Source organism: Ruegeria profundi, from assembly GCF_020171505.1.
GTDB classification, from domain to species: domain Bacteria; phylum Pseudomonadota; class Alphaproteobacteria; order Rhodobacterales; family Rhodobacteraceae; genus Ruegeria; species Ruegeria profundi.
Window position 1 is genome coordinate 44,469 of record NZ_JAIUZS010000012.1, and the last position, 11,326, is coordinate 55,794.

An 11,326-nucleotide genomic window follows, 5' to 3' on the forward strand; every position below is an offset into this window, starting at 1 on the left:
TTCGTGAAGCATTGATGGAAACGCCGCGATTGGCGGCTTAGTCCGCGACTCGGACATAGCTTGGTTTTTCGCCACCGTCCGCTCATACGCGGAGCAGCCATTCATGGTGGGAGTTTCGAAAATTTCACAGTAAACGTCGGCTTAGCGCATCTTTTCAGTCATCTGAGAAAAACGGTCAGATGACCATGTCGAGCCCAAAGCGGTCTCTCAAAAGTGAAAATTGACACCTCAGTTACCATGCCTCGATGCGATCCAATTTTATGCTAAAGTAAGCTGGTACCAAGTAGAGATTGTTTGTTCGGAGCAGCAGAGATGGAACGCAAATTAGCGGCCATTCTGGCCACTGATATAGTCGGTTTCGCCGGGCTGGTATCACGCGATGAAATTGGGACATTAGTTAAGTTGGTTCGCCTAGAACGTGAAATCATCGGTATGCAAGTGGAAGCAAACCGAGGCCGAGTATTTAAGTCTACTGGCGATGGGTTTCTAGCTGAGTTCTCAAGTGTCTTCGAGGCGGTCAATTGTGCAATTAACATACAAAGGGCGTGCGCGCGCGAAGCACGCCAGTCGAACAGTAACGACCCTCTCATCTTACGCGTCGGCGTTTCTCTCGGTGATGTCGTTGTACACGGCGAAGATATTCTGGGAGAAGGCGTAAACACTGCCGCGCGGCTAGAAGCAATTGCAGAACCGGGTGGAATTGCGGTCTCAGCAGAGGTAATGGCGCAAATAGCTGGCAAGATAGATCTTCCGCTGGTGGATTGCGGTCACAAAAGACTCAAGAGCACTGATAGTCCAATACATGTCTACATGACCGTTTCAAAACCCGGAGAAGAAGGAGGTTTTCTGGATTTTGATGAAGATGAATTGGCCAAAACCTTAGTAACTGGTGGCTGCATCTGTGGGTCGGTCCGCTATGAAATAAACGCACCTGCTATAAGCACAGGTTATTGCCATTGTAGTTGTTGCAGAAAATTTTCTGGATCAGCAGTTAATGCATGGGCGGCCTTTCCCGCTTCTGCTGTTCGATTTCTCACCGAGGAACCTCGATACTTCTCAACTACGCCAATTGCAAATCGTGGCTTTTGTACCAAATGTGGGGCCAGTTTGACTTACAAGCTCGTGAAGCCTCGAGAAACGGCCTATCTGGTTTTACATACTTCGAGCCTCGACCAACCAGAAAACTTTGCTCCATCAGTCCACTCCGGAATAGAAAGCAAAATGCCGTGGTTTGATATTTTGGATGATTTACCTCGCACAAGGTCTGCAGACTCCAGAGTTTTGCAAGAAGCATGGTCAAGTGTTGGCCTACCAGACCCTGAAACTTGGGGACCTTTAGCTAAGCCGCCTGAGGTTTTTTAGTGGTCGAGCGATTTCTGCTTCGTCCGCAGAGTGGTCGCTCGTACCAACTTCCGCGAATGACCGCTTCGAGCCCGAAGCGGCCACTTACGGCAGCGTCAAATGAGTGCTTAGCACGTGACTTGAAAAATCGAGCGCTATAGAAATGTCACATCTACAATTCCTGCATTGCGACACCGGGAGCGATTTTTGATGCCACACTTTCTGAGCATTCTTGCGCTGACCAGCCTTGCGTTTTCAGCCGGATCTGCGAGCGCCCAAGACATCGCCGATACGATTTATACCGGTGGTCCGATACTTACGATCAACGACGAAGCGCCAACCGCAGAAGCAGTTGCGGTGAAAGACGGTCGCATTCTTTCCGTGGGGACGCTCACTGATGTGATGGCGCAACAGGGCGACGAAACCGAGATATTCGACCTGGAGGGACGAACGATGGTCCCCGGTTTCATCGACAGCCACGGGCATGTTGTTTTCGGTGGCTTACAAGCGTTGTCGGCTAACCTGCTGGCGCCGCCCGACGGCGAGGTGACCGATATCGAAAGTCTGCAAAATACACTGCGGGACTGGGTTGAAGAGAACAGCGCCGCTGTAGAAGAAGCTGGCGTGATAATCGGCTTCGGCTACGACAATGCTCAACTTGCGGAACAACGACACCCAACTCGTGAGGACCTCGACGCCGTGTCGGACCAGCTTCCCATCATTATTGTGCACCAGTCCGGCCATATCGGTGTGGCGAACTCCAAGACGCTTGAGATAGTAGGCTATGATGCATCAACGAAAGACCCCACAGGCGGCATTATCCAGCGCGGCGCAGGTGGTGAGCCAAATGGGGTTCTGGAGGAGTATGCGTTTTTTGGGGCGCTGGTTCCCGTCTTGTCGCAACTCGGACCGGAGGCCTTCGCAGCATTTGCAGTTGCCGGCTCTGAACTCTGGGCAAGTTTCGGCTATACTACCGGGCAAGATGGCCGGTCTTCTGGTTCAAGCGTGGAGACGCTGAAGGCCATGGCGAGCGAAGGTCGGATACCGATCGACGTTGTAGCATACCCCGACGTTCTTGAGGCAAGAGAATACATTAGTGAGAATGTCTCCCGAGAGTACGATAACGGCATTCGCGTCGGTGGCTGCAAACTGACCATTGATGGATCGCCGCAAGGCTTTACCGCGCTAAGGGACCGCCCTTACTACGATCCGATCGGCGACTATCCGGCAGGCTATGCGGGTTATGCTGCGGTTACCATGGAGAAGGTCCAAGAGGCGGTGAACTGGTGCTTCGAGAATAATATACAGATCATCACGCACGCGAATGGCGAAGGCGCTTCCGACATGCTGATCGCGGCACTCCACGCTGCGCGCGATCAATACGGTGATCCGGGGAACCGGCCGGTGCTCATCCATGGTCAGTTTTTGCGCGAGGACCAAGTCGACGCTTATAAGGAACTGGGCGTGTTCATGTCACTGTTCCCGATGCACACATTTTATTGGGGCGACTGGCATCGCGACCGAACCGTGGGCCCGGTAAATGCAGAGAATATCTCACCAACAGGGTGGCTGGTTCAAAGAGATATGATGTTCGGTTCGCACCATGATGCGCCGGTGGCTTTTCCGGACAGTATGCGCATTCTCGACGCGACGGTGACGCGCCGGACACGATCGGGAGACATTCTTGGCCCGAATCAACGTGTTGATGTCGTGACAGCCTTGAAGGCTTTAACAATCTGGCCAGCCTGGCAACATTTTGAGGAAGACGAAAAAGGATCAATCGAGGTCGGCAAACTCGCGGATTTTGTGCTGCTAGCGCAGGACCCTACTGCCATTGATCCTGAAAAACTGGATGAGAACCGCGTGGTTGCCACGATTAAAGAAAACGATGTGATCTTCGAAGCGAGTGGAGAGACTAAAGAAGGTAACATCCGAATGTCGCCTTTCATGAGCGACCCGGTGACCGCACACATGTTCCTTCACGCCATGTATCAAGGAACTGGAGTAGAGGCACCCTGGCTTCAGCGGCCCGCTTACCGTTTCCCGTGAATGCAAGAAAAGCCGCTCGCACGAGTGTTAGCGATGTCTCCTTCGTCCGCGTAGCAGACATTCACTGAAATCTGCTGAACGTCTGCACCGAGCCCAAACTAGCCAAGTTTTGCGCTTTGTTCGAGCGGCTGCTTTATCCCTTTCCCAAGCCCTCGGCCCGGTCGCGGCAGGCGGTCATTGCCTTTGCGATCACGTCCCCAAAGCCGTTCTCCTGCATCGAAACAATAGCCGCATAGGTTGTCCCGTTGGGCGATGTGACACGGGCTCGAAGATCTTCCGGCGCATTTCCCTTTGTGGCCATGGTGGCAGCGCCAAGCGCAGTTTGCAGGGTCAGCGCCTTAGCATCCTCCGGGCGCAGACCCAAGGCGGTGCCGGCCCTGATCATCTCTTCGATCATCAGGAAATAATAGGCTGGGCCGCTGCCCGACACTACCGTGACAGCATCCAGAAGGTCTTCACGCTCAACGGCGACGCAAATGCCGAAGGCCTCGATGATGCCTTTCGCCGCTACACGCTGTGCTTCGGACGCGCGCTCGTTAACGTAAAGCCCCGTCGCCCCCAGACCAAGCAGGGCTGGTGTGTTGGGCATGGTGCGCGCGATGGCGACCGGCCCGAAGAGACCTTCGAGCGTTGCAATTGTGACCCCGGCGGCAATGCTCACGATCAACTTGCCAGACAGATCTGCATCCATCTGTTTGGCCACAGCAGCAATGACCTGAGGTTTGACAGCTAGCACGATGATGTCAGCGGCAGCGGCGCTGGCCACTTCGTCTGTCGTCGTGACGCCGTGCTGTGCTGTTAGCCGGTCCCGCTGATCCGCGTTCGGGTCGACAACCGTGATCCGCGAGGGCGCCCACCCACTGGCGATCATTCCGCCAATGATGGCCGACACCATATTGCCGCCGCCGATGAAAGCTATGTTGTCCATGGCTCAGAAGCTCGTGATGACGGTTGCGCCGATGGACTGGAACTTGTCCATGTTCATCAGCGCCTCCGGGGCAGCGTCGATGCTGATCTTGTCGCTGACAAGACGGGCCGGGTCCAACTTGCCGCTCTCGACCATATCGAGCATCGCACCGTAGCGGTGCGCCTGCATCCCATGAGAGCCGAGCAACTCGATCTCCTGGCCCACGATCTTGGGCATTGGCACGGCTGGGGCAGCGTGATCGCCTAGCATCAGACCGACCTGGATGTGCTTGCCCCGTGGCCGCAGGCATAGGATCGAATTGGTCATTGTTGCGGGATGACCAAGCGCATCGAGCGAGGCATGTGCGCCGCCTTTTGTGATCTCTTTGATCGCCTCGACCACGTCGCCCTTGCCGTCAATGGCCGCAACAGCGCCAAGCTCTTTGGCCAGCTCCAGCTTGGCCGGATCGAGGTCCAACCCGATCACATTCGCCCCCGCCGCGCTGGCGATCATCACAGCCGACAGTCCGACGCCACCGCAGCCATGCACAGCCACCCACTGGCCAGCGATGACATTACCCTGGTCGATCACGGCCCGAAACGATGTGGCAAACCGGCAGCCCAGGCTGGCAGCGGTGGCGAAATCCATCGCCTCGGGCAGAGCGACCACGTTCAGGTCAGCCTGATGGATCGGCACATATTCCGCAAAGCTGCCCCAATGGGTGAAGCCCGGCTGCTCCTGATGCAGACACACCTGCTGGTGACCGGCATGGCACTCGCCGCACGATCCGCAGCCACAGATGAACGGCACTGTGACCCGGTCTCCCACCTTCCAGTTCTTAACGTCCTTGCCAACCGCCTCGACCACACCGGCCAGTTCGTGACCGGGGATGTGCGGGAGCTCAATGTCACTGTCGTGACCCATCCACCCGTGCCAGTCGCTGCGACAGACACCGGTGGCTTCGACCTTGAGGACGACCCCATGCGGTTCCGGAGACGGGTCGGCCACGCTCACGACCTTGGGGGCTTCTTGGAATTTTTCGAACAGGACAGCTTTCATGGCAGGATCTTTCGGTTGTATCGACTGGTTAAGTTGAAGCTATCACACGGCGACGAAATTACCTTGCTATTCTGCCCTTCATTGTGATTACTTTGAGCAGAAAGCCCTCAACCTGAGTTCATATTGAGGAAAATCTTCCCTTGGACAGCATCGACACAGTGAACGCACAGATTCTCGAATTGCTTCAAAGCGACGGGCGCATGACGAACGCCAAACTGGCTGAGCACCTGAACATGAGCGAAACCCCCTGCTGGCGACGGCTCAAGAAACTGGAAGAGGCGGGCATTATCGAGGGCTACCAGGCACACCTCAATCGTCGAAAGCTCGGGCTCGGCGTGATGGCCTTCGTTCAGCTAAGCTGCTCAGAGCACGATCAGGCCGCGACCGCCGAGTTCCAGCGCATTATCGAGGTCACGCCCAATATTCTCGCCTGCCACAACACCACGGGCGAGGATGATTTCCTGCTCATCGTGGTCGCGCGCGATCTGGACGACTACAGCGCGTTTGTTGACAGCACGTTGCGGCGTCTGCCTGGTGTGACAAGCATTCGTTCGAATCTGTCACTCAAAGAGATGAAGGCTTCGAGCAAGCTGCCTGTGTGTGGTTCAGAGCGATGATCAATGCTCCACTCCGACAGCAGACATTCGTGCGAAGGGATTGAAAGGCAGCTTGGTCCGCAAACCGGCTGTTCAACTAAACTCATTGAATGGCGGAACCGAGCCAAAGTGACCAATGATTGATGTTGCGGAGCGTGTTACCCTCCACTTTTTTTGAGCGAGCGCCAAAGGTATGACACCTTCTAGGCACACACGACTACCAAACAGTTTTGTGAGAGAGGAAAACGGGACGGTGCTACAACTTAATCGTTCCCCAGCAGTTCACAGTTATCTTATTGCGATTTTTGTCGCCGTCGTAGTTCCGATGGGTTTGGGCTACCTATTGTTCAGAACAAATCCCTCAGCTTGCTACGATAGCCCGTGCCTGCTGCCGCTGCTTTTGATGATCGTGCCGCCGTAGCTTGGTTACTTTCACACTGTTAAATGAACCACTTGGAGGCTTTCCATTTCTCTGCGCACGATCGACCAATTTTCGTGCAATCTAAGTGGGACTTGCGTGGGCGTTGCACCGGGCATTAGGAACAAGAAAGGTAGAGACAGGGAGTTGGGGAATGACGGACGCTTCCGTTTTAGTGATCGGGCTCGGCTCGATGGGCTTTGGGATGGCTCAAAGTTGTTTACGCGGCGGCCTCGCGACTTACGGCGTAGACACGAACGCAGAGGCCGAAGCGCGCTTTGCTGAAATAGGTGGGGCGTTGCTTACCGCCGATCAGGACCTGGATGAATTCGACGTAGCGGTAGTCGTGGTACTGAATGCTGCGCAACTTAATGCAGTGCTGTTCGGTCCTGAAGGTATCGTGCCGCAGATGCGCGCTGGCTCCGTTGTAATCGCCTGTCCAACCGTCGCACCATCCGTTGCCCGCAAGATGGCCGCGCAATGCGCCGACAGCGGAGTTCACTACCTCGATGCTCCGATATCAGGCGGCTCTTTGAAGGCAGCCGAAGGTAAACTTTCGATCATGGCTTCTGGATCGACTGAAGCTTTTGCCGCCGCTCGTCCTGTTCTGAACGCGACCTCTACAACGGTCTTTGAGCTCGGCACCGAACCCGGTAAGGGATCGGCGATGAAGGCGGTGAACCAACTTCTCGCAGGGGTCCACATCGCTACTATGGGTGAGGCGATGGCATTCAGCATGACCCAAGGCATTGCCCCTCAAACCTTTCTCGATGTCATCAGGCAGTGCGCCGGAAGCTCGTGGATGCTGGAAAACCGCGCACCACATGTGATCGATGGGGATTACACCCCGCGTAGCCAAGTGAACATTTGGCCAAAGGATCTCGGTATCGTTCTGGACATCGCGCGTGATGCCGGCTTCAGTGCACCAATCACAGCGGCCGCGCTGCAGCAGTATATGGTGGCCGTAGGTATGGGGTTGGGAGCCGAAGACGACGCTGCTATCACAAAAGTTTACGCCCGAAATGCAGGACTCAAACTTCCTGTCACGGATAGCTAATCAAGGGAGCTTTTTATGCGGGTTCTGATCCTGGGCGCAGGCGGAATGATCGGTCTTAAGCTGGCGCATCGCCTCGTCGCCGAGGGGCAACTTGCAGGACAGACGATTGAAGAGATGGATCTCGTGGATCTAGTGGCACCTTCGGCACCGTCGGGCGAAATGCGGTGCCACTGTCACGCCGTAGATATTACCAAGGACGGTGCGATTGATAACCTGATCGCAAAACGGCCCAACTTAATTTTCCACCTCGCCGCTATGGTCTCTGGGGCCGCTGAGCAAGATTTTGATGGCGGCTATCGAGTGAACTTGGACGCCAGTCGCGAATTGTTTGAGGTAATCCGGCACGCTCACGAGTTAGACGGCTACACTCCCCGTCTTGTTTTTGCCTCTTCTCTCGCCGTCTATGGCGCGCCACTTCCTGACCCAGTGCCTGACGATCAGCTACGAGCTCCTCAGACAAGCTATGGTACGCAGAAGGCTATCGTGGAGCTTTTGCTCGACGATTACACACGACGCGGGTTCTTAGACGGGATCGGCCTGCGCTTGCCCACTATCGTGATACGCCCCGGCGGGCCCAATGCTGCTGCCTCAGGCTTCTTCTCAGGCATACTTCGCGAGCCACTAGCGGGGCTGCCCAGTAGATTGCCAGTAAGCCACAGTGTGAAGCACTGGCTGGCAAGCCCGCGGGCGGCGGTTGGCTTCTTAATCCACGCTGCTGGACTAGATAAAGAGGCGGTCGGACCGCGTCGGACAATAACTATGCCCGGCGTCGCCACCACTGTGGGTGGGCAGATAGAGGCACTCGAGCGCGTCGCGGGCCCCGAGGCAACGGCGCTAATCGAACATGTTCCAGACCCCTCGATCGCCGAAATCATCGATGCTTGGCCTCGCGCATTCAAGGCTGAGCGCGCGGCGGCGCTTGGATTCAGAGCTGAAAGTTCGGTCGACGACTTGATCACTGTCTACCTCGAAGAAGATGCGCCAGGCGGGGTCGGGCTATGACCACGTTAATGGGTTGCATTGCAGACGATTTCACTGGAGCGACTGACCTTGCTGGTCTCTTGGCACGAAGTGGACATTCGGTAAGCCTGCGTATCGGGGTGCCGGAGGGTTCACCCAATGACGCTGCAGCTTTCGAGGTTGTCGCGCTCAAGTGCCGGACTGCGCCTGTACCCGATGCGGTGGCCGAATGCCGCGCCGCGTTGCGCTGGCTGCAGGAAGCGGGCTCCAGACAGATCTTTTGGAAATACTGCTCAACTTTCGACTCGACGGCAGAGGGCAATATCGGGCCTGTTGCTGAAGCGCTGATGAACGATCTTGGTGCGAAGCAGACAATTTATTGTCCAGCATTCCCCGAAAACGGGCGATCGATTTTTATGGGCCACCTCTTTGTTGGTCGGCAGCCATTGCACGAAAGCCCAATGAAAGATCATCCTTTGACACCGATGCGCGATAGCAACCTGCTGCGATTGCTGACGCCGCAGGTGACGAAACCTGTGGGGCTCGTGGACAGGCTGACTGTTGAACGTGGTGTTGCAGCAGTGCGCGCAGAACTCGCCGCTTTGGCAGCAGAAGGCGTGGCAAATGTGGTGGTGGATGCCGTGGCCGACGCCGATCTCCATGTAATCGCCGAGGCGTGCCTCGATATGCCGCTTCTAACAGGAGGAAGTGCCGTAGCGATGCCATTGCCTGCCCTTTTGCAAAAACAGGCCGGAGCGGCACCCCCTACTACAGCCCATCTCCGCCCCAAGATCGACGCGCCAAGCATTGTCTTGTCGGGCAGCTGCTCAGCCATGACTAGAGCTCAGGTTGCGCAGTATGCAGCTCATGCCCCGCACTACCGTCTGGATCCTCTTGATCTTGCTGAAAACGGGATTTCCGATGCGTTGAACTGGTTGATGCAGGTGCCCTTGAATGAGGCGCCTATGTTGTATGCTACTGCTGATCCCAAAGATGTGGGCGCCGCACAAGCAAAGTTAGGCGTGGCCGAAGCTGGCCGCGTGGTTGAAGTGGCTATTGCAGAACTTGCCAGCGCCGCTCGGGAAGCCGGACGGCGACGATTTGTAATAGCAGGCGGGGAGACCTCTGGCGCCGTCACCAAGGCGCTTGGCGTGACACGACTGGACATTGGTGAGGAGATAGCTCCAGGTGTGCCGTGGACTTACGCCGAAAGTGGAGGCTCTCTGATTGCATTGACGCTTAAATCCGGTAACTTTGGACAGCCCGGTTTTTTTGCCGAGGCGGTGGCTAAACTGGAGGCAGAATGAGCGATACGGTCCTCCGTGAGCAGATCTGCAATCTGGCAAAGTCTATGTTTGACAGGGGTTTGACAGGTGGCAGCACCGGAAATATTTCGGCGCGCACCTCCGAAGGCGGCCTTCTGGTGAGCCCCACAGGTACTAGCTTTGGCAGGCTTGATCCCGCACGGCTTAGCCATTTCGACACACATGGAAAATTGGTCGGGGGTGACCCACCAACCAAGGAAATGCCCCTGCATTCGGCTTTTTACGAAAGCCGGTCGACAGCAGGTGCAGTCGTGCACCTACATTCTTGTCATTCAGTTGCATTATCGATGATGCCAGACGTTGATCCGGATAACTTTCTGCCGCCCCTCACACCTTATGCAATCATGAAACTTGGAAAGGTGCGCCTTCTGCCATTTTTCCTACCTGGCGACCCTGCAATGGGCGACGCCGTTAGGGGGCTCGCTGGCAAGCGTTCGGCGGTGATGCTCGCGAACCACGGGCCCGTTGTGGCCGGAAAGGACGTGGAGGCTGCGTGCAATGCCATTGAAGAGCTAGAGGGCACGGCGCGTCTCGCACTTCTGACACGGGGAATGAACGCGCGCATTCTGACGGATGACCAAGTGCGCGACGTTGTAGAGAGGTTTGACGTAGAGTGGGACGATTAAGATTTTCGGCCAATCTCGGGTTTCTCTGGACAGATCGATCCCTCACTCGTGCAATACACGCGGCCAAGGCTGCTGGCTTCGACGCAGTAGAGCTGCATTGGCCCTATGAAACAACCTCTACCGAAGTCGCAGGGACTTTGCGCGATTTGGGTATTCCCTGCTTAGGGCTGAACACACGACGAGGTGATGTCGCGAGTGGTGAGAACGGCTTGGCCGCTTTGCCAGGGCGCGAGGCAGAAGCCCGTGCAGCTATTGACGAGGCGCTGGCTTATGGTGCCGAAATCGGGGCGGCCAACGTGCACGTCATGGCGGGATACGCTGAAGGAAATGACGCAAACACTACGTTCATTGCCAACCTGACATATGCTTGTGAGAGCGCCGCAGCCAGGGGTATGTGCATCCTAATCGAACCACTCAACCGTCACGACGCCCCCGGCTATTTTCTCAAGACGACGGGTCAGGCACTATCAATTATCGAAAAGGTCGGCCACAACGCCCTGCGACTAATGTTTGATTGCTACCATGTGCAGCGGACCGAGGGTGACATAAGCTGTCGGTTGACGGAACTTATGCCCCACATTGGTCATATTCAGATCGCCTCCGTCCCGGACCGGGGTGCGCCCGATCACGGCGAAATCGACTTTGCTCACGTCTTCGCCCTGCTTGATAAGCTTGGTTACGACCGTCCCATAGGCGCGGAGTACAAGCCCCAAGGTGATACCGAAGCCAATCTCTCATGGCTAGGACGTGCAAGATAGGTGCTGTCCTCCAAAGGGGTGACGCCGAAATGAGCGTTCGGTGCTGTCAGACGAATTCGAACCAGTCTCAGTTTGCCGCGGAAACCGCGAACCTATCCGGAACAAAGTTGACGCCATTCGGCAAGAGCAGCGGCGCGGTTCATCTTGAAATTGGATCTGGAGTAGAGGCTGCGCTCCGAGTTGAAGAGGTTAAGGACAGAGGCGTGGACGGACGCGAATTTATGCAAACT

10 protein-coding genes and 1 pseudogene are annotated in these 11,326 nt (G+C 56.1%); 8 read left to right on the plus strand and 3 right to left on the minus strand.

The genetic code is table 11. The annotated features are described in order from the left end of the window. Positions 1-312: 312 nt before the first annotated feature. Together LCM21_RS20290 and LCM21_RS20295 are read left to right on the plus strand one after the other, a co-directional pair. On the plus strand, positions 313-1,362 hold the full coding sequence (locus LCM21_RS20290) for a GFA family protein (RefSeq protein WP_224892191.1): 1,050 nt from the start codon (positions 313-315) through the stop codon (positions 1,360-1,362). A gap of 189 nt (positions 1,363-1,551) precedes the next feature. Next, on the plus strand, positions 1,552-3,390 hold the full coding sequence (locus LCM21_RS20295) for an amidohydrolase (protein WP_224892192.1): 1,839 nt from the start codon (positions 1,552-1,554) through the stop codon (positions 3,388-3,390). 133 nt (positions 3,391-3,523) lie between these two features. On the opposite strand, the gene proC is transcribed toward LCM21_RS20295, so the two are convergent. Continuing rightward, positions 3,524-4,318: a pyrroline-5-carboxylate reductase gene (gene proC, locus LCM21_RS20300; RefSeq protein ID WP_224892193.1), complete on the minus strand. Its 795-nt coding sequence runs from the start codon at positions 4,316-4,318 to the stop codon at positions 3,524-3,526. 3 nt (positions 4,319-4,321) lie between these two features. Then, positions 4,322-5,356, minus strand: a complete 1,035-nt coding sequence (locus LCM21_RS20305; protein WP_224892194.1) for a zinc-dependent alcohol dehydrogenase family protein — start codon at positions 5,354-5,356, stop codon at positions 4,322-4,324. Between the two features lie 140 nt (positions 5,357-5,496). Between LCM21_RS20305 and LCM21_RS20310 the strand changes: the two genes are divergently transcribed. The 6 genes from LCM21_RS20310 (at position 5,497) to LCM21_RS20335 (ending at position 11,096) form a co-directional block, all read left to right on the plus strand. Continuing rightward, entirely contained in the window at positions 5,497-5,973 is a 477-nt protein-coding gene (locus tag LCM21_RS20310) for an Lrp/AsnC family transcriptional regulator (protein WP_224892195.1), read from the plus strand. Positions 5,974-6,524: 551 nt separating this feature from the next. After that, entirely contained in the window at positions 6,525-7,427 is a 903-nt protein-coding gene (ltnD, locus tag LCM21_RS20315) for an L-threonate dehydrogenase (RefSeq protein ID WP_224892196.1), read from the plus strand. Positions 7,428-7,442: 15 nt separating this feature from the next. After that, positions 7,443-8,429 carry a D-erythronate dehydrogenase gene (gene denD, locus LCM21_RS20320; protein WP_224892197.1) on the plus strand — a complete coding sequence of 329 codons (987 nt, stop codon included), beginning with the start codon at positions 7,443-7,445 and terminating at the stop codon, positions 8,427-8,429. Then, entirely contained in the window at positions 8,426-9,694 is a 1,269-nt protein-coding gene (otnK, locus tag LCM21_RS20325; RefSeq protein ID WP_224892198.1) for a 3-oxo-tetronate kinase, read from the plus strand. The genes denD and otnK overlap by 4 nt, the downstream gene beginning before the upstream one ends. Continuing rightward, a complete protein-coding gene (gene otnC, locus LCM21_RS20330) occupies positions 9,691-10,338 on the plus strand; it encodes a 3-oxo-tetronate 4-phosphate decarboxylase (protein ID WP_224892199.1) in 648 nt (215 codons plus the stop codon). The genes otnK and otnC overlap by 4 nt, the downstream gene beginning before the upstream one ends. Beyond that, on the plus strand, positions 10,326-11,096 hold the full coding sequence (locus tag LCM21_RS20335; protein ID WP_224892200.1) for a hydroxypyruvate isomerase family protein: 771 nt from the start codon (positions 10,326-10,328) through the stop codon (positions 11,094-11,096). Before otnC ends, LCM21_RS20335 begins: the two co-directional genes overlap by 13 nt. Before the next feature lie 92 nt (positions 11,097-11,188). Here the strand turns inward: LCM21_RS20335 and LCM21_RS20340 are convergent. Further along, positions 11,189-11,326 (minus strand): annotated as a pseudogene (locus tag LCM21_RS20340) (IS6 family transposase); the annotation flags it as partial.

Excerpts from the sequence above, each read along its gene's own strand:
- LCM21_RS20295 (WP_224892192.1), top strand. The coding sequence starts at position 1,552 with ATGCCACACTTTCTGAGCATTCTTGCGCTGACCAGCCTTGCGTTTTCA.
- otnC (WP_224892199.1), top strand. The coding sequence starts at position 9,691 with ATGAGCGATACGGTCCTCCGTGAGCAGATCTGCAATCTGGCAAAGTCT.
- LCM21_RS20290 (WP_224892191.1), top strand. The coding sequence starts at position 313 with ATGGAACGCAAATTAGCGGCCATTCTGGCCACTGATATAGTCGGTTTC.
- otnK (WP_224892198.1), top strand. The coding sequence starts at position 8,426 with ATGACCACGTTAATGGGTTGCATTGCAGACGATTTCACTGGAGCGACT.
- denD (WP_224892197.1), top strand. The coding sequence starts at position 7,443 with ATGCGGGTTCTGATCCTGGGCGCAGGCGGAATGATCGGTCTTAAGCTG.
- proC (WP_224892193.1), bottom strand. The coding sequence starts at position 4,318 with ATGGACAACATAGCTTTCATCGGCGGCGGCAATATGGTGTCGGCCATC.
- LCM21_RS20305 (WP_224892194.1), bottom strand. The coding sequence starts at position 5,356 with ATGAAAGCTGTCCTGTTCGAAAAATTCCAAGAAGCCCCCAAGGTCGTG.
- ltnD (WP_224892196.1), top strand. The coding sequence starts at position 6,525 with ATGACGGACGCTTCCGTTTTAGTGATCGGGCTCGGCTCGATGGGCTTT.